The 23,552-nt window shown below is 30.7% G+C and carries 15 protein-coding genes; 8 read left to right on the top strand and 7 right to left on the bottom strand.

Annotated elements, in window-relative coordinates:
* Positions 1-264 precede the first annotated feature (264 nt).
* The 8 genes from ACN5J5_RS12080 (at position 265) to ACN5J5_RS12045 (ending at position 14,707) form a co-directional block, all read left to right on the top strand.
* Positions 265-6,081, top strand: coding sequence for a gliding motility-associated C-terminal domain-containing protein (locus ACN5J5_RS12080; RefSeq protein ID WP_418645145.1), 5,817 nt, complete (start codon positions 265-267; stop codon positions 6,079-6,081).
* 31 nt (positions 6,082-6,112) lie between these two features.
* Positions 6,113-6,997 (top strand): type IX secretion system membrane protein PorP/SprF, encoded by an 885-nt coding sequence (locus ACN5J5_RS12075; RefSeq protein ID WP_418645144.1) that lies wholly within the window; start codon positions 6,113-6,115, stop codon positions 6,995-6,997.
* 139 nt (positions 6,998-7,136) lie between these two features.
* Complete coding sequence (locus ACN5J5_RS12070; protein ID WP_418645143.1) at positions 7,137-7,616, top strand: hypothetical protein; 480 nt, start codon at positions 7,137-7,139, stop codon at positions 7,614-7,616.
* 295 nt (positions 7,617-7,911) lie between these two features.
* A complete protein-coding gene (locus ACN5J5_RS12065) occupies positions 7,912-9,027 on the top strand; it encodes a BspA family leucine-rich repeat surface protein (protein WP_418645142.1) in 1,116 nt (371 codons plus the stop codon).
* A 173-nt stretch (positions 9,028-9,200) separates the two neighbouring features.
* Positions 9,201-10,196: a hypothetical protein gene (locus ACN5J5_RS12060; protein WP_418645141.1), complete on the top strand. Its 996-nt coding sequence runs from the start codon at positions 9,201-9,203 to the stop codon at positions 10,194-10,196.
* Between the two features lie 31 nt (positions 10,197-10,227).
* Positions 10,228-10,683: a hypothetical protein gene (locus ACN5J5_RS12055; RefSeq protein WP_418645140.1), complete on the top strand. Its 456-nt coding sequence runs from the start codon at positions 10,228-10,230 to the stop codon at positions 10,681-10,683.
* A gap of 177 nt (positions 10,684-10,860) precedes the next feature.
* A complete protein-coding gene (locus tag ACN5J5_RS12050) occupies positions 10,861-14,520 on the top strand; it encodes a T9SS type A sorting domain-containing protein (protein ID WP_418645139.1) in 3,660 nt (1,219 codons plus the stop codon).
* Positions 14,521-14,530: 10 nt separating this feature from the next.
* Positions 14,531-14,707: a hypothetical protein gene (locus ACN5J5_RS12045; protein WP_418645138.1), complete on the top strand. Its 177-nt coding sequence runs from the start codon at positions 14,531-14,533 to the stop codon at positions 14,705-14,707.
* A 76-nt stretch (positions 14,708-14,783) separates the two neighbouring features.
* Here ACN5J5_RS12045 and ACN5J5_RS12040 read toward each other — a convergent pair whose 3' ends face one another.
* The 7 genes from ACN5J5_RS12040 to ACN5J5_RS12010 form a co-directional block, all read right to left on the bottom strand.
* Positions 14,784-16,259 carry a hypothetical protein gene (locus ACN5J5_RS12040; protein ID WP_418645137.1) on the bottom strand — a complete coding sequence of 492 codons (1,476 nt, stop codon included), beginning with the start codon at positions 16,257-16,259 and terminating at the stop codon, positions 14,784-14,786.
* 59 nt (positions 16,260-16,318) lie between these two features.
* Positions 16,319-16,939, bottom strand: a complete 621-nt coding sequence (locus ACN5J5_RS12035) for an SPOR domain-containing protein (RefSeq protein WP_418645136.1) — start codon at positions 16,937-16,939, stop codon at positions 16,319-16,321.
* A gap of 52 nt (positions 16,940-16,991) precedes the next feature.
* Complete coding sequence (locus ACN5J5_RS12030) at positions 16,992-19,286, bottom strand: FdhF/YdeP family oxidoreductase (protein ID WP_418645135.1); 2,295 nt, start codon at positions 19,284-19,286, stop codon at positions 16,992-16,994.
* Complete coding sequence (gene fdhD, locus ACN5J5_RS12025; RefSeq protein ID WP_418645134.1) at positions 19,276-20,079, bottom strand: formate dehydrogenase accessory sulfurtransferase FdhD; 804 nt, start codon at positions 20,077-20,079, stop codon at positions 19,276-19,278. The genes ACN5J5_RS12030 and fdhD overlap by 11 nt, the downstream gene beginning before the upstream one ends.
* A gap of 61 nt (positions 20,080-20,140) precedes the next feature.
* The gene (locus tag ACN5J5_RS12020; protein WP_418645133.1) at positions 20,141-21,319 is read right to left on the bottom strand and encodes a class I SAM-dependent methyltransferase; all 1,179 of its coding nucleotides are present in this window, start codon (positions 21,317-21,319) and stop codon (positions 20,141-20,143) included.
* Position 21,320: 1 nt separating this feature from the next.
* Positions 21,321-22,610, bottom strand: coding sequence for a hypothetical protein (locus ACN5J5_RS12015; protein WP_418645132.1), 1,290 nt, complete (start codon positions 22,608-22,610; stop codon positions 21,321-21,323).
* A complete protein-coding gene (locus ACN5J5_RS12010; protein WP_418645131.1) occupies positions 22,600-23,511 on the bottom strand; it encodes an ATP-grasp domain-containing protein in 912 nt (303 codons plus the stop codon). The genes ACN5J5_RS12015 and ACN5J5_RS12010 overlap by 11 nt, the downstream gene beginning before the upstream one ends.
* Positions 23,512-23,552: the final 41 nt, after the last annotated feature.

Below are 23,552 nucleotides of genomic sequence, written 5' to 3'. Positions count from 1 at the left end.
ATAAAATGACTCAAATGGTTAGTTTTTGACTCAAATAGTTGATATACATTTTACATATAGACATTAATTTGATTAAGTATTAAATTTAAAGTGTTTTTATATCAAAAGGAATAATTATACCTATAAGATATAAACAGAGTTTACTTCAATCTATTTTAATAAAATTACCATTCACAAACCCAATCTACCATTCACAAACTGGTTTGTGTTTAAACTATTGTAAACTAGTACTATTGTTCTAATTAATATAAAATCAACATAAACATGAAATCAAAATTATTTTATTTTTTATTTCTATTTGCATTTAGTATAACCTATGCGCAAATACCCACAAATGGGTTACAAGGAATGTACGAATTTACTAATGGTAGTCTCTCAGATGCTGCAAATAGTAACAATTTTACCCAAACAGGTACTGCTTTAACTCAGGTTAATGATCGTTTAAATAATACAACTAAAGCCATTAGTTTAAATGGAGATTATTTATCAAGACCTTTTTTTAGTCATAATGGGCATTTAACATACTCCTTTTGGGTAAAAACCAATACTGATACATTTGAATATAAGACAATTATAGATGATAGTCAAAAAAACGGAGGAAGTAACAATTTTGCAAGTACTCAAAAAGGATATTCTATAATGCTTTATAGAGGTAAAATAATTGCTGATGTTAGAATGCAACATAGGGCTAGATTTAATACTACACAAGCATATTCAGGAACTACAGCAACAAGTGGTTTTATAGCAGACGGTAATTGGCATCATATAATTGTTCGTTTTCAAGCTCGTTCTCGATCAGGTAACTTTTATGGTGTAGCTTCAATTCATGTTGATGGAGCTTTGCATGAAAAAAACGATCAATTATATGCAAATGCAGGAACAACACCTTTTTTTGATCTTGCTGGTGATATAGTGGTAGGAAACAACAAAAATAATACGATACCTGCTAATTTAAAATACAACGATGTTATTGATGATATTTTAATATACGACAGAGAATTAACAGCTCAAGAAATTTTAAATATTAGAAATGTTGGTGGTTATTGTACACCGCCTAATAATAGTGTAATTTCTAGTACAACAATTACAGGTACTACAATTGCCTTAGCAACACCTGCAACAGAGCATGAGGTTGCATATCATAAAAGTTCTGAACCTTTTACTAATGCAACTATTATAACACAAGTTTTTAATGGTACAACTATAAATGGTTTAGATCCTTCAACACCATATAAGTTTTATGTAAGAACACCATGTGCTACTACAGGTACTTCAGCATGGTCAGCTGCAAAAACATATAGAACAACAGGTATCATATATGTAAACCATGCAGCAACAGGTAATAATGATGGTTCTTCATGGGTAAATGCCTATACTGATTTGCGTAGTTCTATTTTTTTTGGAAATACAAATAGTCCTATTTGGGTTGCAAGCGGAACATATAAACCTCATACAACAAGTAGAACTGTGTATTTTCAGATTAATAAAGAAAATGTGAAAATTTATGGAGGTTTTTCAGGAACTGAAACTTCTATTTCACAAAGAATAGTAGGTGTAAATGAAACCATTTTATCAGGTGATTTACAAGGAAATGATACTAATCTTACTGATTATGCATTGAATTATGCGAACACAAGCCGTAATAATGATAATAGCTATCATATTATTAACATTGAAGCTACAGGTAATAATTTATTATTAGATGGATTAACCATAAGTGATGCTCACACTAATTTAGATCCTACAGAAAGAGGAGGTGCTATTATAAAAGATAAAACAATAGCCAAATTAACTCTTAAAAACTGTATTGTAAAAGATAATGTTAGTAGAAACGATAATGCTGGTTTATTGGCAGAATTTGAATTAAATAACACTTCAGGTGCAAGAGGTGAGTTAATTATTGAAAATTCTAAATTCATAAACAATATGTCACGATGGGCATCTGGTATTTATACTTTTGTTAGAGCAAATACAAATGTTGATATAACTGTAATTAATAGTTTATTTGATAATAATTTAGCAGGAGATTTAAGTTCGTCTGTTACAGGTATTTCTGGTAGTGCAGCTTGGTTTAGAGTAATTGCTAATGGATCGAATGTTACATTAAATTTAACAAATAACACCTATGTAAATAATAAAGATATAGGTACAAATTTGGTAAATAATTTATCTAGGGCAGTTGTTGCAATAAGTAAACCGTCAGGGATAAGTTCAACTTTAAATGCAGAAGTTAATAACACTATTTTTTGGGGAAATACTGGTCCAAGTGGAGTTACAACTCGTTCTATAACAGACTTAAATCAAACATCAGTAAACTCATTAATAATTAATAATTCAATTGATGAATTAAATTTTAATGACGATAGTATTACAAGTACAACGAATACAAGTAATTCAGATCCATTATTTACAAGTGCAACAGACTTTACTTTACAGTCAGGTTCACCAGCAAAAGATAGTGGAGATAACGGAAAGACCGAAGGTAATACCGATTTATTAGGAAACAATCGTATTTTTAATACTACAGTAGATATGGGAGCTTATGAATTTGGCTCAACTGTTTATGTAGAAAGAACATTAACAATTAATGCAACAAACGGAACGGTAGCTACAAATCCAAACCCGAATGGTAATGGAGCATATGCAGATGGAACTTCTGTTGAATTAACCGCAACACCAGATACTGGTTATCAGTTTGATGGATGGAGTGGAGATGCTTCGGGAACTACAAACCCTTTAAATATTACAATGGATGCTGATAAAACGATAACAGCAATCTTTAGTTTAATACCTGCACCAACACCTACATTTATAAATCCACCAACAAGCATTTCAGATGTATTTACAGCTACAATTCAATTTGATATAGCAGTAACAGGTTTTGATGTAAGTGATATTACGGTTACAGGAGCAACTTTAAGTAATTTTACAGCAGTTACCGGTACTAATTATACGGTAGATGTAACACCAGCAAATATTTGTGGTACTCCAGTTACTTTACAAGTATTAGAAGATGTTGCTCAAGATTCAAATAATGTAGATAACGTAGCTTCAAGTTTAATAACAATTACCACTACAGATAATGTAGACCCGGTAGTAGTAACACAAGATATCACGGTACAATTAGATGCCAATGGAAATGCAACAATCACTCCATCACAAATCGATAACGGAAGTAGTGATAATTGTGCAATAACCTCAATGAGTTTAGATGTAACAAGTTTTACTTGTGCTGATTTAGGTATAAATACAGTAAGATTAACAGTTGAAGATACAACAGGAAATAGTGTAAATAATACAGCAACAGTAACGGTTGTAGATAGTGTAGATCCAATTGTTATTACTCAAAATTTAACTATACAGTTAGATGTAAATGGAAATGCAACAATTACCCCATCACAAGTAGACAACGGAAGTACAGATAATTGTTCTATAGCATCAATGAGTTTAGATGTAACAGATTTTACTTGTTCAGATTTAGGAGCCAATACAGTTACTTTAACGGTAACAGATGGGGCAGGAAATAGTGCACCAGCAACAGCAGTGGTAACCGTAGTAGAAGATCCAAATCAAACATTTACCGCAAGAGCCCAAGACATTACCGTGCAATTAGATGCAGATGGAAATGCAACAATTACGGCAGCACAAGTAAATAACGGATCAGGAAGTGGTTGTAATGGTAATCCAACAATAAGTTTAGATGTAACAGATTTTACCTGTTCAGATTTAGGAGCAAATACAGTTACATTAACAGCTACAGACAGATCATCAACAGATACAGCAACAGCAGTAGTAACCGTTGAAGATAATATTTTACCAACAGTAGTAACACAAGATATTACAGTACAATTAGATGCTAATGGAAGTGCAACAATTACCCCGTCACAAATAGATAACGGAAGTAGTGATAATTGTTCTATAGCCTCTATGAGTTTAGATATAACAGATTTTACATGTGCAGTATCAGGAGTAAATACAGTAACCTTAACAGTTACAGATACAGCAGGAAATAGTGTAGATGCTACTGCAGAAGTTACCGTTGAAGATGTAATGGCACCAACAGTAGTAACCCAAAATATTACGGTACAATTAGATGTAAATGGAGATGCAACAATCACCCCATCACAAGTAGATAACGGAAGTAGTGATAATTGTGGAATAGCATTTATGAGTTTAGATGTAACAAGTTTTACCTGTTCAGATTTAGGAGTAAATACAGTAACTTTAACAGTAGTAGATACATCAACAAATAATAGTTCATCAGCAACGGCAGAGGTTACAGTTACAGAAAATCCAAGTCAAGCATTTACCGCAAGAGCCCAAGACATTACTGTGCAATTAGATGCAGATGGAAATGCAACAATTACGGCGACGCAAGTAGATAACGGATCAGGAAGTGGTTGTACTAGTAATCCAACAATAAGTTTAGATGTAACAGATTTCACTTGTGCAAACTTAGGAGCCAATATTGTTACATTAACAGCTACAGACGGATCATCAACAGATACTGCCACAGCAGTAGTAACCGTTGAAGATGTAATGGCACCAACAGTATTATTACAAGATATTACGGTACAATTAGATGGTAGTGGAAACACATCAATCGTTGTAGCAGATATTGATAATGGTATAACAGATAACTGTTCAGTAGCCTCAATGAGCTTAGATGTAACAGATTTTACTTGTGCAAATTTAGGTACCAATGCAGTAACTTTAACAGTAGTAGATGACCAAGGAAATAGTACAAGTAATACAGCGGTAGTAACCGTAGTAGATGTTGTTGCCCCAACGGTATTAACACAAGATATTACAGTACAATTAGGAGCAGGAGGTCAAGTATCAATTACTCCAGCACAAATAAACAACGGATCTTCTGATAACTGTACATCATCAGTAAATTTAACTTATAGCTTAGATGTAACAGATTTTTCTTGTTCAAATTTAGGAGCCAATACAGTTACTTTAACGGTAGAAGATGAAAATAGCAATGAAGCAACAGCAACGGCAGTAGTAACGATAGTTGAAGATCCAAATCAAACATTATCAGCGGTAGCACAAGATATTACAGTACAGCTAAATGCAAACGGACAAATAACAGTTGCTCCATCACAAGTAGATAATGGATCAGGAAGCGGTTGTAACAGTAATCCAACATTAAGTTTAGATGTAACAGATTTTACCTGTGCAAATTTAGGCGCAAATACAGTTACCTTAACAGCTACAGATGGAACAACAACAGAAACTACTACAGCAATTGTAACGGTAGAAGATGTTATGGGAGCAACAGTAGTTACGCAAGACATAACAGTAACGTTAGATGCAAACGGAGATGCAACTATAACAACAACAGATATTGATAATGGAACAACAGATAACTGTTCAATAGCTTCAATGAGTTTAGATGTAACAGATTTTGATTGTTCAATGATAGGTGCAAACACAGTAACCTTAACAGTTGTTGACGGAGAAGGAAATACAGCAAGTGAAACAGCAATTGTAACTGTAGAAGAAGATGTAGCACCAACAGTAGTTACACAAAACATTACTGTGCAATTAGATGCTTTAGGAAGTGTAACAATTACACCACAACAAATAGATAACGGAAGTATAGATGACTGTAGTGGTATTGCCTCTATGACATTAGATAAAGAAACTTTTAACTGTCCAACATTAGGAACAACAACAGTTATTTTAACGGTTACAGATAATAACGGTAATACAGCAACAGAAACTGCAGTTGTAACAATAACAGGACCAGATGAAGATAATGATGGTATTTCAGATGCTTGTGATAGTAAAGAACTTGTATTTAAACAAGGTTTTTCACCAAACGGAGATAATGTAAATGACACTTGGGTTATAGAAAATATAGATAATTACCCAAAAAATAAAGTAGAAGTATTTAACCGTTGGGGAGAAAAAGTATTTGCTGCAACAAATTATATGAATGATTGGGATGGTAAAGCAAACCAAAGAGGGGGGAGTAATGAAAAATTACCTGTAGGTTCTTACTTATATATTATTAATTTAAACGAGCCAGGGGTTAGCCCAATTAAAGGTTGGTTATATGTAAATTATTAATAAGCTATTTAATCATTTAAAATAAAAAGAAATGAAATTATATAATATAAAAAACATATTTACCATAATAGTAATAATGGTATGTATAAAAGCACAAGGACAACAAGATCCTTCATTTACAATGTATAACTTAAATATGAATCTGATAAATCCTGCTTACGCAGGATCATCAGAAGGACTTGAGTTTACTACATTAATAAAAAGTCAATTTACAGGAATTAGTGATTCGCCTTCAACACAAACGCTATCATTATCATCACCAATAGGTAAAAACGTAGGTTTAGGCTTATCAATAGTTAACGATCAGTTTTTTGTATCAAAAGAAACAGATGTTTATATCGATTTTTCTTATAAGTTACAATTAGCAGAAAGCACTAATTTATTTTTAGGATTAAAAGGAGGTTTTTCTTTTTTTAATGTTGATTTGAATTCATTAAACATTAGTGACCCTCTTTTTTCTGAGAATGTAAGTCGTACAAACCCTAATTTCGGAATAGGAGCGTATTTAAAAGGTAATAATTATTACGTAAGTTTATCAGTACCTGTTTTATTAAAAGGAAAGAGATATGAAAAAGAAGGAAACACGATCACAAAAGCATCAGATAAGCCACATGTTTATTTAGGAGCGGGTTATACATTTGATTTAAAAAATGAAAATAAAATTAAAATTACACCATCATTTATGATGCGTCACGTATCTGGTGTACCATTATCATTTGATGCAACAGCAATTGTTGGTTTTTTAGATAAAGTAGAAGTAGGGGTTTCACATCGATTACAAGAATCATTTAGTGGATTGTTGATGTTTCAATTTATTAAAGAAATGAAATTAGGATATGCTTATGAACATGCTACAAATGATATATCAAAGTATAGTAGTGGTTCTCACGAATTTGTTTTTAAGTTTAATTTTTAAAAAAAATCTTTAAAAGTTAAAGCATGTTTTTATTGTTTTAAGTTGGTTTTTAAAGCTCGGTTGAAAGACTGAGCTTTTTTTGTATTTAAAATTACCATTCACAAACTCAATCTGCAATTCACAAACTGGTTTGCAATATATGGTTAATAATAGCGGAACAATGATGTATGTTTCTGAAAATATAAGTAGTGTGGGAGGCGCAACTAAACGTGTAAGAAAAATAGATTTAGCTACTAAACAAGTAACTACTATGGTATTTAATAATTTACCATCAGAGTTTAGTCCTGCTCATATGGTTATTGATAGCGAAGATAAAAATTTATACATAGCAAATTATAAAAATATATTACAAGTAAATTTAGATACAAATAATGTTACGGTACTTGCTGGATCTAAAACAGACGGTGGTAGTGATGCAAATGGAGTAGGAGTAGATGCTCGTTTTTCAGCAGCACATAGTTTAGCATTTAGCCCAAATGAAACCTATTTGTATGTAAATATAAATAACAATGGAGATAGAGGAATAAAAGCAATTAACATGGATACAAAAGAAGTAACAAGTGTTGTTTTTAACGGTTATGGTTTTGTAGATGGAGATGCATCAACAGCTAAATTTTAACAAGTTTTAGGCGTTAGTTATGATAAAGTATCAAATAAATTATATGCAGTAGATGCTTTAGCTAAAGCTATCCGTGTAATTGAATAATAACTCATTAAAAATATTTAACAATTAGAGCAGGTTTTTAATTTGTTTTAAGTTGATTATTTCTAAGCTCAGTTTAAAAACTGAGCTTTTTTTTTGTTTTAAATACCATTCACAAACTCAATCAGTTATTCACAAAGTGGTTTATTGAGTAATAAAGATTATTTCTTTTTTTTGATGAAAAATTTAATCAATCAATCAATTTAAAATTATGAAATTATTAAAATCAATTACATTGTTAACAGCATTGGCTTTAACAATAACTTCTTGTAGTAAAGATGATAATTTACCTGAAAATGAAGCTCCTGTGGCTATTGAATCAACATTTAGTGTATCAGAGGATATAACAGGAGATGTTATAATAGGTACAGTACAAGCGACAGATAATGAGGAGGATATGTTAAGTTACAGTATTTCTGTAAACCCTAATAATCTTTTTAAAATTGATACTACTAATGGTCAAATAAGTTTGGCAGATGGTGAAATGTTAGATTATGAAACAACAACAAGTTATATACTAAGAGTACAAGTTTCTGACGCTAATACAAGTACATCTGTAAGAATTGTTATTAATGTAACAGATGTTTTTGAAGGAGCAACTGTTGCTTTTAAAATGGTTTTTGAAACTACAACCAACGGAGATGAAATTTCTATTCCTATTAATCCATCTTTATCTAATGAGGCTTATGATTATACTGTAGATTGGGGAGACGGTATTGTAACTGACAATTTAACAGGTGATGCAAGTCATACATATAAAAATATGGGAACTTATACAGTATCTATTACAGGTAAATTCCCTGCAATATATTTTAATAAAACAGGAGATGATTTAAACAAATTGAAAGAAGTTACACAATGGGGAAATATGCAATGGCAGTCAATGAATAAAGCTTTTAGATATTGCAAACAATTAAATATAACCGCTACAGATGTACCTGATTTATCACATGTAACAGAAATGTCTTTTATGTTTGATAATGTATACGCACTTAATACGTCATTAAATAATTGGGATGTGAGTAATGTAACTAATATGGCATATCTTTTTGCAGGAGCAACTAGCTTTAATCAACCATTAGATCAGTGGGATGTTAGTAATGTAACTAATATGAGTGAAATGTTTTTAGAGGCAAGAAAATTTAACCAAGATATTTCTGATTGGAATGTTGAAAGCGCTACAAGTATGTATAATATGTTTCGTAATTGTTATGATTTTAGTCAAGATTTATCAGGGTGGGACACTACTAATGTAACAAATTGCACAGGTTTTAACTCGGGTTCAGCATTAACAAGTGAGCAATTACCAACTTTAGGTTGTTTTTAATCAATAATATATCATAATTATCCTCTGAAAACGGCATTAAGAATTTCTTAATGCTGTTTTTTTTATGAGTAAATTTTACCATTCACAAACCCAATCAGCTATTCATAAACTAAATGATGTAAATGTAATTTAATTCCAGTTTATTTGACATAAGAAATAATCGCAATAAAAAAATGAAAAAAATATATTTATTAGTTATTCTATTTTTTGTGGTAACATTTACACAAGCACAAAAAAATCTTTACGAAACTATTCAAGCTAACGGTAAAACAACGGTATACGAAGAGTTTGGTAAAATGAAAGAAAATAAAGACGGAACTTATTCGTTTAATGATGCTCCAGGAACAAAAATAAATATAGAAATAGTTAAGTTAGCTTCTGGGGTACCAATTGGTTTTAAAACAACTATAGCAGGTACAAATAAGAAACATGTTTTAGTTACCGAAATGAGTGATTTTTATAGAGTTGATGATTATCCTAATGTTATGTCAATCAAAGGAAAAAGATCAGATGATGGATATATAATGGTTGATGATATTTTGTTTAGAGTTAATAATATCAACTCAGATTCATTTAATATAGTAAGAATTTTTGCTAAAATTAAAAAAGGTTCCCAAACTCCTAAAAAAAAGAAAGGAGGCTTTATGTCGAGAATGAAAAATAAAATGAAGGCAGAGCGAGGTATTAAAACCATAACAAAAACGCCAACTTTAAAGTATGTTAAATCGTTAAAATTAAGAGAGATTTTAAGTGATTACATGAAGGCTATGAGAGCGAAACAAAAAACACCAAAAACATCAAAAGATAAAGCAGATATAGCAAAAATTATAAAAGCACGTAAAGCTAAAAACGATAAAATAAGAAGATTTAACGATTCTGTAAAAGCTACACCTGCATATGCAAAAATCCGTCAAAACGAAAGAAACTACCAAGCTGCACAAAAAAGAAATAATGTAAAACTCCGTAACACATCTAACCGAACTATTTATGTTGGTAAAAGCGGTAGTAATAACCCTGGAACTAAGGTTAACGCAGGAGGTACTGCAAATTGGGATTGTAGCCGTAGTGCATATATTCAAACAATAAGTAGCTCAGGAGCTTATAAATCAACCACAAGACTTGTATATCGTAAAGATTCAGGATGTGGTAGTACAGTTACTATAAGATAATAAAAAAAGAAACTAAATTAAAAAGACTATTATGAAAACAATATTAAAATTAATAATCATTTTGTTAACACCATTCGCACTTTTTTCACAAAACGAACCTACCGAAGCTATTAATGGTAAATATTATTTATTAGAAGCAGAAAACGGTATAGGTCGTGAACAAACAAAAGAAAAATTATTTCAATTCGGTATGTTTGGTAAAGATAAAGTATTAGCAATTGCTGCTTGCCCAAAAAAGTGCATGCCAGCAATTTATAAATATAAAGAAGACGAAAGTAAGCAACTTGGTTTTCCTGTTTTTTATAATGATTACGGCTTGTTTGTTTTTACTTATGATAAAGATAGTTTTGTAATTGTTAAAATGTCAAATAAAAAAGATGCAGGTGCTACTGATTTTTCTTTTAGTAATTTTTACAGTAAAAGTAAAGCTAAAGTAGCTACTATGACAAAAGAAAAAATAAAAGATTTTGTTATAAGTTTTAATTAAAATAAGTATAAATTTTTAAAAAAAAGAGAGTGTTTATTATAAACACTCTCTTTTTTTTTAAGCTAAAAATTCACTAAAATAATTACCATTCACAAACTCAATCTGCCATTCACAAATCGGTTTGCATTAAATTAAAGCTATTCAGTTTTATTTGTGTAAACTAAAAAATAACATATTATGAAAAAACAACTATTTTATTTAATGCTACTCGTTTGTAGTTATTCTTATGCGCAAACAATACCTTCTGGGTCGTTTGCTCATTTTGAATTTACAAATGGAAGCAAAGCTAATTCTTCTGCAGGTACTAGTGGTTCAGCTGCATCTATTTCAGGATCTGCCCCTGCTGCTGTTCAAGATAGAGATTTTACCACAACAAACACTAATGCAGCACAAATAGCTTCAACATTAGGGCCATTTTCAATTGGAATAGGAAATTATTCAGATTCTACAATAAGTTTGTGGATGAAGGCTGGTGCAAGTACTAATAATTTTGCACATATTTTTAATAACGTAGAATCAACTAATAGTAAAGGTACTAGACTTATTTTAAAAACTAATGGTAATTTAACGGTATCAGTAGTAATGGGAACTACTTCATCTGATGTTGGTGGATTTACAACTTCAACAGGTCTTAATTTAAGAGATTCCCAATGGCATCACATAGTTTTAAGAACTAGGTTGCAATCTGGGACTAATCTTGTTTATGATGTTTTTGTAGACGGAGTAAAACAGACTAGTATAAGCGGGCAATATGGTAATGGTTCTGCATCAACTGGACTTTATAATAATTCAACGATGGAAATAACTTCTGGAACTTATAATGGAGCAATGGATGATGTAATTTATTATCAATCAGCACTTACTGATACGCAAATAACAACCTTATATACTTCAGATCCTTTTGTAATGAATCAAAGACCAAGAGCGTATGTAAATACAAACGTAAGTGGTGGTGCTAATGATGGTACGTCGTGGGCAAATGCTTATAGTGATTTACAAGCAGCTTTAAATTCTGTTTATTCTTATGATGAAATTTGGGTTGCAAAAGGTACTTATACACCAAGTATATCAGACGTAAACGAAACTTTTTCAATAAGAGATAATATTTATGGTGGTTTTGCAGGAACAGAGGCTAATTTGATTGATAGAGATTTAAGTCTTATACATACAACAAATGCAACAATTTTAAGTGGAGATTTAAATGGAAATGATCCTGTTAATTATAATCTTACCACAGCAGATTATACTGCCAATGCTACAAATAACAGATCCGATAATAGTAAGCATGTTGTAACTGTTATTGGTAATGGTCTTGAAGTAAATGGTTTTACCATAAAAAATGGATATGCCAACGGTACAAGTGGAAATGATAGATTTGGAGGTGGTATTTTTAAAGAAGTTAGTGTGTCTAATTTAACTGTAAAAAATTGTATTGTTAAAAATAATGTTTCAACATTATCGGGTGCTGGATTAAGTCTTACAGTTCAATCAAATAGTGTAATTGTAATAGATGCTTGTATAATAAAAAATAATTTATCATCTGCTGCTTCAGGATTTGATTACCATTTATCGGGACACAATAAAACATTAAATATTACGATTGCAAACTCATTATTTGATGGTAATAAAACAGGTAGTAACAGTAGTTATAATGCAGCAGGAGCTCCTGTAGGAAGATTAAGAGCTCATTTTACTGGTGCTGTATTATCAGCTAATATAATAAATAATACATTTGTTAATAATTATGCTAATGTTCCTGCTACTAATACAGGAAATAGGCCTCTTATTGGAATATCAAAAAATGATGGGAGTTTTGGTAATATAAATATTGTAAATAATATTTTTTGGAGTAATAGTTCTAATGTTTCTTCTAATCCTACAGCAATAGGTCGTACTAGTGGTAGTTATGATCAGATGACTACCTCTTCAACAAGAGTAATAGACCGTAATATTGATCCAAATAATTTTATTAATATTAGTGGTCCAACTAATACTAGTACAGTTAACCCTAATTTAACAGCAGATTATAAATTAACATTAACATCTTCTTCAGCTTTAGATAATGGAAATAATGCATCAGTAATTGGTACAAAAGATTTAGCTGGTAATGACAGAACATATAATTCAAATGTTGATAGAGGAGCTTATGAATATACACCTCCTTCTTTTTCAGGTATAACTTGGACAGGAGCAAGCAATACAAATTGGAATAGTACAGCTAACTGGAGTGGAGGTGTAGTACCTACAATTACAGATGATGTATTAATTCCTGCAGGACCTATTAGTCAACCAGTTTTAAACACTAATAATAACTATGCTAATAATGTAACCATTGAGTCAGGTGCAACATTAACTGTAGGTATGAATAATTTTAATAGTGAAATTAATTTTACTATTGAAGGAGATTTAAATCAACAAGGTAGTTTTATTGTTTATTCAGATAATTCTTTTATCCATTTAAAAGGAGATCATTTAGATAATGATATTGAGTATAAAAGATATATGTCTTCATCTGTTTGGGAGTTAATATCTCCACCAGTTTCAGGAGGTACTATTTTTAATATAGCTACATCTTTTGCAACAAGCGGAAATAAATATTCTATGGCAACTTATAATAATGCTTTAGCTACAAATAGGTATGTATATTATACCAACAGTGCAGGTACAAATGATATTACAGGCTTAACTTTTGATTATTCTAATTCAGGAAAAGGATATTCAATGAAACCAGGTACTAGTCAAAATGTTACTTTTACAGGTAAAATTTTTGTTGCTAATTGGGGAGTAACTCTTTCAGACGGTAGTGCAATGGGTAATAAATGGAATTTATTAGGTAATCCGTACACTACAAATGTAAATATTAACTCTAGTGCCGGAACAGATAATTTATTAACAACTAATGCAGCAACGTTAGATCCAAGTAAAGTAGCTCTTTATGTTTGGGATTCTTCAACATCATCATACGATATTATTAATCAGGCCTCAGATGCAACTTATTTAAAACCAACTCAAGGTTTTTTTGTAGAAGCAGCTACTGCTGGTCCTTCTGTTGGAAATATATTTAATTTTACAACAGCAATGCAAACTACTAATCGTGTTATAGCTGCTGGTTCATCAAGCGTAAGAGGAGCAACACAGTTAAACACTAAACAATCTGTAAAAGTTTTTTTAACAGAAGGTGAAGTAACAAAAAGCACAGAAATTAAGTACTTAAATAATACTAGTTTAGGTTTAGATATTGGGTATGATGCAGGTGTTTTCTCGGCAACAGATACAAGCTTTAATATTTACACACATTTATTAAAAAGCGATAATAAAACAAATTTTGCTTTACAGTGTTTACCAAAGTCTAACCATAAAGATATGGTAATACCTTTAGGTATAAATGCTAAAATGGGTAGTAAAATAGTATTGTCAGCTAAATCATCTGGTTTACCTAGTAATATGAAGGTTTATTTAGAAGATAAATTAAATAATTCATTTACACGAATTGATAACGAATCTTATAAAACTACTTTAAACACAGCAGCGAATGGAGTAGGACGTTTTTACTTACATACATCAGTTAGTAAACCATCAAACGAAGTACCAAATTTATTACCTAGTGAATTAAAAATGTTTATGGCTGATAATTCATTGAAAGTGTTAACTAAAGAAATAAACCAAAAAGCTACTATAAAAGTATTTAATCTTTTAGGTAAGCAAGTATTTACAAAAACATTTAACTCTAAAGGATCAAATGATATTGTATTACCTACAATAAGTGCAGGTGTTTATATTTTAGATTTAACAACAGAAAAAGAAGGTACATTAAACAAAAAAATAGTAATCAACTAATAATATAATAATGAAAAATAAAAAATCAAATAAAAATAACGAAGAAATTTCAAGAAAAGAAGCTTTAAAAAAACTAGGAGGCTATGGTAAGTATGCTGCGTTAACAGCGTTAGGTACTTATATGATATTGAATCCTCAAAAAGCTCAAGCTCAAAGCCCTGAAAGTCCAGGAGGCGGTTTTCAATAATAACTGAATTAACAAAACAGTCCTAACATTAAATTGTTAGGACTGTTTTATTTTTAATTAAAAAGTTGAAATAACTTTATTTAGCACTTAAAAAAGAAAAATTATAACTTAAACCAAAATTAAGATAAGTACTACTTAATTTTCCGCCTTTAGCTTTTACATAACCTAAACCACCTCGTAAATTCAAATTACGAGTTAGTTTATAGTTAATTCCTGCACTTGGTTTTACAATTAAACCTTGCCCTGTGCTAATTCCACCACCACCAGCGGCACCTCCTAATACTTGTACAAATATTGACGTTGTATTATTAAAAAAGGTGTTTGATTGTACACCTAAACCAACAATACCTTCGGCATAAGCACCAGCATCACCAAAATTAGCGAACGATGTTTGTCCTGCTCCGTAAATATATTTATTTAAGAAAAAGTTAATCTGTAATGAAATTTGATGCATATTTTGGTTAAAACCGCCATTATTATCCCTTGCAGCATTTAAATATAAATCTTGCTTTATAATTGTTTCTAAGCCTTTAAATTTACCTTTTGAAAAGTTTTTTTCTTTAGATGAAACTCCATCTTTATCAATATAGTATTTTAAACCAAAACCTAATGTAGAAGATTTAAAATGAGCATCCGGACTCATTAAATATCCTTTATTGATAGAGGCATAAATATTATCAAAAAGTTTTTGTTCTATAGAAATATCAGGGTAAATTAAAAAGCCACCTTTTGTATCAACGCCACCGCCACCGCCAGCACCAACACCAAATTTAGCTAAGATATTCGTACGGTTTTTGTTCATTGATAAATGATAACCAGCCCCTAATAAAATATCCATATATCCCGCTTTAATTCCGTCATAAGCACCATCGGCTTTCATAAAAAAGAAGACATTTTTATTTAAGTAAGAATTTAGTTCAAAACCAGCCAAACGTATTGTTTTCCCTTTATAAGAACCTTTGGTAACATCTAAATTGTTTAAATGAACAAGTAACGAAAGTTTGTTGCTAGGTGAGTTCCATAAGGTATTTTTAAAATCTTCTAAAGTAAAATAGCTTTCTCGCTCATTAAAACTTGTAGTTTTAAAAGATAAAGGTATTTGAACAGCTACATTAAATTGACTGCTTTTAATGGTCCCTTTATCAAAAAAGTTAACATAACTATATCCCGCAGTTGCTGATAAATATTTAAAATCATACCCTAAATTTAAATGTGGTAAAATAAAAGCACCACCACCATCAGGAGCAGCAGCACCGCCACCACCACCAAAATGGAAACCTGCATCAACAAAAAGGTTTTTAGTAATTTTTTGTTGAATTCCGGCATTGATACCTAATGTAAAAAAACCACCACGAATTCCACCCACTGCACCATAAAAACCAAGCCCTATATAACTCCATTTATTGGGCTTAAGATTATAGTGAACTCCCGTGAAGTCCATATTTTCTTCGTTATCAGGCATTTTTATAGATAAAAAATCTAGTTGTCCAAAACCAATTTGAGTTTCTTGTTTTGGAACGTCGTTTTGAGCGTAAAAAAGATGAACACTCATGGTAAAACATACTATGAGTGCTCGTTTACTAAAATTAAATAGCATTAATGATATTGTTTTTAATTGTGTATTTTTTGACGTTTTCCATCAATATATGATGCAACAAAGGCATCTTTAAATCCAACTTTTACTAATTCTTTTCTTAATTCTTTAGCTTCACCTAAAGAAGTATATAAACCTAAAGAGTATTTAAAATAACCATCGGTTGCAATTACTGTTGATGGTATTGTTTGAGAAGATAAAAGTGGAAATCTATTTTCTGAAAAAACACCTACTTGTACAGAATACATAGTTTCTCCTGAGGTACTTTTACTAACTTGATTTATCGTTTTGTCTAAATTATTTTTACCAAGACCCGATTTGTTTTTTCTAGCTTTTCTAGCGTCAGCTCTTTTAATGCTATCTAAAACTCTTTTAGTTTCATTTTTTTTGATAGTAGCAATTTCATCTGCTGATGGAAATGCAACCCCTTTACTATTAATATAAAAAAAGACAGCAGCTCCAATAGAAACACCTAAAAGTACACCTAATATAATAGGAAGAATGTTCGATTTCTTTTTAAAACTAGTGTATTCTTCTTGCAATAACCCTAATTCGTTTTCTGCTTCTTCTTTTTTTACTTCTGCTTTGTCTAAATCTTCTAATAATAATTTAAACTTGTCTTCTTCGATAAAAGGCATAATTTTTGGTTGATTTTGGTTGAAATATTTTACTAATGTACAAATCTTTTTTTTACTCTTGTTTTTGAATAGATATTATTACCGTTTTTGAAGCTGGAGTATGACTAATACGAGCTTTACTTTTTAAAGGAACTAGTACGTTTGCTTCAGGGAAATAGGTTGCTGTACACTGTTTAGGGATGTTATAAGGAATCACTAAAAAACCAATTGCTTTTCTTTCTTCTCCTTTAAAATGACTTGTTAAATCTACTTTATCTAATTTAGAGAGACCTTGTTTTTTCATATCCTCAGGATTCATAAAAACAACTCTTCGCTCATTTAAAATGCCTCGATAACGATCATCTAATCCGTAAATGGTGGTATTATATTGATCGTGTGTACGAATCGTCATCATCATAAATTGATTTTTATCTAAAACAACATCCGAAGGTAAATTGGTGGTAAAATTTGCTTTTCCTGTTTTAGTAGGACTAAAGTTGTTTTCGCGTGCATTATTTGGTAAATAAAAGCCTCCTTTTATACGAACTCTATCATTATAATTATTAAAACCAGGAATGGTAGCTTCAATTTTATTACGAATTAAGTCGTAATTGGTAATTAATTCGTTCCATTTAACGGTAGCATTATTAAGTGTTGCTTGGGCAATACCAGCCACAATTGCTGGTTCACTTAATAAATGTTTAGAAGCAGGATTCAAGTGCCCGTTAGATTGATGTACAACGCCCATAGAGTTTTCTACCGATACAAATTGCTCACCATTTTTTTGAATGTCTTTTTCAGAACGACCTAAACACGGAAGAATTAATGCTTGTTTACCGTGAATTAAATGACTTCTGTTTAGTTTTGTTGATATTTGAACTGTTAAATCACAGTTTTTTAAAGCATCGGCTGTAAATTCTGTATCAGGAGTTGCAGAAATAAAGTTTCCACCCATACCTACAAAAACACTAGCTTTTTTTTGATGCATTGCTTCAATAGCAGCAACAACATCGTAACCATGTTTGCGTGGCGCAGTGAAAGAAAATTCCTTTTCTAAACTGTCTAAAAAAGCATTTTTAGGTTTTTCCCAAATACCCATGGTACGATCACCTTGTACGTTCGAATGCCCACGAACAGGGCAGGTACCAGCACCTTTTTTACCAATACTTCCTTTTAATAAAAGCAGGTTTACAACTTCTCTAATATTATCTACGGCGTTTTTATGCTGTGTTAAGCCCATTGCCCAACAAATAATAATTTTATCATTTTTGATGATAAGTTCGGCAGCTTCTTTAATTTTTTCTTCGGATAATCCAGTTTGGGGTAATAACTCTTCAATAGAATATTTGTCTAAATCAGCTAAAAAATCATCTAAACCATGAGTTTTGTCTTTTATAAATTGATGATTAAAAACATCTCCAGACTTTTGTTCTTGTGCTTTCATCATTTTTAAAATGATTTTTAGCAAAGCAACATCCCCATTAATTTTAACTTGCAAAAATATATCTGTTAATTTATCACCAGCACCTAGCCATTTTAAAGGATTTTGGGGATCAACATAATTTATTAAACCAACTTCAGGTAATGGATTGATAGTCATTATTTTTCCACCATTCTTCTTTGTGTCCTTTAAAGCTGTTAGCATTCTAGGATGATTGGTTCCTGGATTTTGTCCAATTACAATTACCAAATCTGCGTGATTAAAATCATCTAAAGTAACCGAACCTTTACCAATTCCGAGTGTTTCAGAAAGTCCGCTACCACTACTTTCATGGCACATATTAGAGCAATCAGGTAAGTTGTTAGTTCCAAACTGTCGTACAAATAATTGATATAAAAACGCAGCTTCATTACTTGTTCTTCCAGAAGTGTAAAAAATAGCTTCGTCCGGCGATTTTAATTTATTTAATTCGCTACCAATAAGATTAAAAGCAGCATCCCAAGAAATTTCTTCATAGTTATCAGCACCTTCTTTTAAAAACATTGGATGTGTAATTCGTCCACTTTTTCCGATTTTATAATCAGACCATTCAGACATTTCTTGCACCGAATGTGTGGCGAAAAATAAGGGAGAGACTCTGTTTGTTGTTGCTTCTTCGGCAACCGCTTTTGCACCATTTTCACAATATTCAGCTAAAAAAGCTCTTTTTTCATCAGGATCTGGCCATGCGCAACCAGGGCAATCAAAACCGTTTATTTGATTGATGTTTTTTAGTAAACTAATTCCTGTTGCGACTCCTGTTTCTGAAAAAACATGATTTAAGGCCGATTTTATCGCTTTTGTACCTACTGCTTTTTTAGGAACATCAATAAGTTTAATTCCTGTTAAATTTTCTGGAGGTTGGGCGTGTATTTTTTTATCGCTCATAATTTATATATTGAGGATTTGAGTAAATTGTCATTTTATTATTTCGGCTAAAACCGATTAAGCAAATTCCGAATTCTTTTGCAAAATCAACTGCTAAAGAAGAGCAAGCAGAAACAGCAATTATAATCGGAATTTTAGCAAAAAAAGCTTTCGAAACAATCTCGTAAGATACGCGTCCGCTTACCAACATATAATTTGCCTTTTTTAAACTATTTTTATTGATTAAATCGCCAATACATTTATCAACTGCATTGTGCCTGCCAATATCTTCTTTTATTGTTAAAAGTTCTTTTTTAGTACTGAAAAGAGCGCAAGCATGACTACCGCCTGTTTTTTTAAATAAAAACTGTAAGTTATTCATTTTTAAAAGCATATCAAAAGTTATCTCAACCGATTCATTAATATATAGTTCGATTGATTTGTCGCTTATTTTTAAATCACTCAACTCTTTTTTTCCGCAAATTCCGCAAGAAGAAACCGATAAAAGTGTTCGTTTATTTAAATAACCTTTACCTAGTTTTTTATCAGGAATAATAGCGTTTAAAACAGCAGATGAGTCTTTGTTTATTTCGGTAATATCAATTGTTAATTCTTCTTTTTGTTTGTAGATATCTTCAGCAAATAAAAGTCCTCTAATTAACTCTTTGTCATCACCAGGAGTTCTCATTACAACCGTGTAAGCTTCGTTGTTTATATTGATTTGTAGAGGTGCTTCAACAACTAGAGCATCTTCAATTTTTAAAGAAGAATTTTCTGATATTTTTATTGATTGATAACTATTTGCTTGTTTCATACTTTAAATAAATGTACTTAAAAGTAAACGAATAAGAAAGTTTTCTTATTTAATTGTGTTTTTAGAGTTTAGAGCAGCTAATAACAATTAACTCGTTATGGCAATTTGTTGTAAAAAACAGATATACACTTCCGCCGTCTTTTAGCTTGGTTTCTTTGCGGATTTCTGCAACCGATTTAGGAAAATTTCGAGTTGTAATATTCGCTTTATTTACTGATAATTCTTTTTTTAATTTCTTTTTATTGTATGGATAAACAGCGTCAATTTTAAAGGTTCTTCCATGAAAATTATCAACTAAATTATTAGAGGTGTATAAATGAGAATGCTGATGTAATTTAGATGTTTTGTATTGATGTGCTACTTCGTTAAAGCCACCCGATTTTAAAATAGCAGTATTAGGTTCATATAAAAAACTTTGTGGTAAATCAAACTCATAAATTAGATTATTTTTTGATGTAAAATAAAATTCTTGATTATTGTTTTTTAATAAGTTAACAGTTTTTATCTCAATTTTTTCTTTATGATTTTTTTTAAGTAAAAAAAGCAACTCTTTTACTTCGTTATTTACGGCGATAACATAAATTTCTTTAACAAATTTTAATTCATTTATGGTAGCAGTAATGTCTAACATTGGTGAATTTTTTATCAGAATGGTATCTGATTTTGTAAACAGAAAATCAATATTTTCTGGTACATTTGGTAAGCAATCTTTTAGTAAAAACACTTTCCCTTTTACATCATTTCTTCGGGAAGGGTCAATATAAATACAATCAAATTTTTGAGAGGTGTTTTTAAGAAATTCTAATCCATCAGAAGCTATTGTTTTAATGTTTTTAACTTGCAATTGATTGTAATTATGAGTAACAATTTTAGATAAATCATTGTTGATTTCTGCATGAATTACTTGCTCAAATTTTTTTGAAAAATAATAAGTATCAATACCAAATCCGCCTGTAATATCAATAAAACTTTTACCAGAAACTAAATTTGCTTTATAAGCTGCTGTTTTTTCAGAAGAAGTTTGTTCGATACTTATTTTAGGTGGATAGTAAATATTAGCTGTTGTAAACCAAGTTGGCAATTTTGTTTGCGATTTTTTCTTGCTAATTATCTGATTAGATAACTCTTGTACAGAAATATCTTTAAACGGACTTCCCTTTAAAATCAGTTTTGTTATATCAGCATTTAAGTTTTTATCAATAAACGCTTGTACTTTTGTATGTAAAATATTAGTATTCAAATTAATTGTACCCTTTAACAGTTCCCATACTTAATTGACCACCTTTATTAAACGAATGATTTGTAGGTAGTAATGTTCCACTTTTGGTAGTAATCCAACCTTCCCAAGTAGCAGGAACTCCGTTCATTTTCATACTCGGAACATACATTTTATAACTCGTAGGCATGTATTTGTTGTTTAAAGTCCATAGATATGAATCGCCAGGAGTAGAGCCTCCTGTGGTGTATTTTACAAATAAGGCATCTTTATTGTTTATCTTTTTTATGGTTCTAATAATTCCGCTTTCAAATAATTTATGAGGAGCAACGAGCCAAAAAGAATCGTTGTTAAAAATGTTCCAAGCTTTTTTAACGATTAAAGTATCAGTAGTTTTTTGTTGTTTATTATTATAAAAAACGGTGCTTTTTTCTAAATTATTAGGATGTAAATTTACACGAACCGAATCCCAAGAAACATCAACAATATGTTTTTCTTTATCCCATTTAAAATGTCTTTTACCTGCAAAACTCCATTCTAAAAAACGTGTTTTTTTATAAGCCTCATGCTTTATCGCTTTTAATATTTTGCGAGCTAAAATATCAGCTTTAACGTTTGTAGATTTTACATTTCCCATACTTAATTCCATGCCAAATAAAGAAAGTGTATGTTTTGTTGGTAATTTAATGCCTGTTTTGGTTGTTTTCCAATCAGACCAAGTGGCAGAAACGCCACCTATAGGAATTATTTGAGTCCACATTTTAAATTCGGTAGGAAAACCATTCTCATCTAAAATCCATAAATAAGAATCGCCAGGAGTAGATCCTCCTGAGGTGTAAGTAACCAATAAAGCGTCTTTATCATTGTAATTTACAATTCGTCTTTCTGTGCCGCTATCAAATACCTTGTGTGGTGCAACTAACCAAAAAGAATCGTTGTTAAAATAATCTTGTGCTTGTTTAAATATTTTAGAGTCAGGATTTACATTTCTTTCTAATTCTTTATTAAAAAGCATGTTTTTTTCTGGTTGATTTAAAAATAAATGAACCACATGATTATCCCATTTAACAATCACTATATTTTCTCTTTTAATCCATTTATAATGATGTTTATCTCTAAAACTCCATTCTAAAACTTCGGTGTTTTTATAAGCTTTGTGGTTCATAGCTTTTAGCATTTTATTTGCCAAAGTATCAGCTTTTTCACCTTGTTTTCCTTCGGGAAGTTTTTCGTTGTTAATGCTATAAAAAATACCAATAGCAACAATAAGAATTAAGATAATTGCTCCTAAAAATTTAAATATTTTACTTTTCATGTTGTTTTATTAATTGTTGAATTCCTTTTGCTAATTCATCAGCAGCTTTAGGAAAATTTCTAAACCATAATTCTGGTTCTATAAGTTCTAATTCAGCAATAGCTAAATTATCATTGTTGTCTGTAAAAACATCTACTCGTGCGTAAATAGGTTGTTCTTTACAAGATTTTACGGCTTTTTCAGCAAATTCAATTTCATGTTGAGTAGGAGTGTAGCTATGTACGGTTCCGCCAAAATCATCTTGCACTCTAAAATCTCCTTTTTTGGCAATTTTTAAAACAGCATGTGTAAATTTTCCATTCATAACCATTAATGATATTTCGCCTTTATCAACAATATTATGTTGAAAAGGCTGTAAAATCATAGCCTCATTTGCAATTAATTGTGCAAATAGCTCTTCGTGCTTAGAAATGTTTTTTGAATTTACTTTATAAGTATGTCTTCCGCCGCCCGAAATACATGGTTTTAGTACAAACTCGGTAAGTTGATGTTTGTTTGCTAAGTTTTTTAGGGTGTGTTTATCGCCAGCTTCAATAAAATAAGATTCGCAAATACGAACCCCTTTTTTTTCTAGATCTTGTAAATAATGTTTATCTATATTCCAACGAATAATTGCTTCTGAATTTAATAAAATGGTTTGTTTAGAAACGTTATTTAACCATTTGGAAAATTCATCATATCTATCAAAATAATCCCAAGTAGTTCTAAATAAAATATATTTGGTTGATGCCCAATTAAAATTAGCATCATCCCAAGAAAATCTACCTACTTTTAAGTCTAATTTTTCTAAAGCAGTTTTAACAAAATTATCTTCGTCTAAAACATTTTTAGTGTAAATATCAATTTCTTTAGGAGTTACATATCTCTTATCAGTAAGTATTATTACGTCATATAATTTCATGCTTGCAATTTAGCATAATTTAAAATATTACTTACCGTTAA

The organism is Tenacibaculum insulae, from assembly GCF_964512435.1.
Lineage (GTDB): Bacteria > Bacteroidota > Bacteroidia > Flavobacteriales > Flavobacteriaceae > Polaribacter > Polaribacter insulae_A.
The sequence above is the reverse complement of the archived record's forward strand: the minus strand, read 5'-3'. Positions and strand labels throughout refer to the sequence as shown.

Excerpts from the sequence above, each read along its gene's own strand:
- ACN5J5_RS12080 (WP_418645145.1), top strand. The coding sequence starts at position 265 with ATGAAATCAAAATTATTTTATTTTTTATTTCTATTTGCATTTAGTATA.
- ACN5J5_RS12075 (WP_418645144.1), top strand. The coding sequence starts at position 6,113 with ATGAAATTATATAATATAAAAAACATATTTACCATAATAGTAATAATG.
- ACN5J5_RS12070 (WP_418645143.1), top strand. The coding sequence starts at position 7,137 with ATGGTTAATAATAGCGGAACAATGATGTATGTTTCTGAAAATATAAGT.
- ACN5J5_RS12065 (WP_418645142.1), top strand. The coding sequence starts at position 7,912 with ATGAAATTATTAAAATCAATTACATTGTTAACAGCATTGGCTTTAACA.
- ACN5J5_RS12060 (WP_418645141.1), top strand. The coding sequence starts at position 9,201 with ATGAAAAAAATATATTTATTAGTTATTCTATTTTTTGTGGTAACATTT.
- ACN5J5_RS12055 (WP_418645140.1), top strand. The coding sequence starts at position 10,228 with ATGAAAACAATATTAAAATTAATAATCATTTTGTTAACACCATTCGCA.
- ACN5J5_RS12050 (WP_418645139.1), top strand. The coding sequence starts at position 10,861 with ATGAAAAAACAACTATTTTATTTAATGCTACTCGTTTGTAGTTATTCT.
- ACN5J5_RS12045 (WP_418645138.1), top strand. The coding sequence starts at position 14,531 with ATGAAAAATAAAAAATCAAATAAAAATAACGAAGAAATTTCAAGAAAA.
- ACN5J5_RS12040 (WP_418645137.1), bottom strand. The coding sequence starts at position 16,259 with ATGAGTGTTCATCTTTTTTACGCTCAAAACGACGTTCCAAAACAAGAA.
- ACN5J5_RS12035 (WP_418645136.1), bottom strand. The coding sequence starts at position 16,939 with ATGCCTTTTATCGAAGAAGACAAGTTTAAATTATTATTAGAAGATTTA.
- ACN5J5_RS12030 (WP_418645135.1), bottom strand. The coding sequence starts at position 19,286 with ATGAGCGATAAAAAAATACACGCCCAACCTCCAGAAAATTTAACAGGA.
- fdhD (WP_418645134.1), bottom strand. The coding sequence starts at position 20,079 with ATGAAACAAGCAAATAGTTATCAATCAATAAAAATATCAGAAAATTCT.
- ACN5J5_RS12015 (WP_418645132.1), bottom strand. The coding sequence starts at position 22,610 with ATGAAAAGTAAAATATTTAAATTTTTAGGAGCAATTATCTTAATTCTT.
- ACN5J5_RS12010 (WP_418645131.1), bottom strand. The coding sequence starts at position 23,511 with ATGAAATTATATGACGTAATAATACTTACTGATAAGAGATATGTAACT.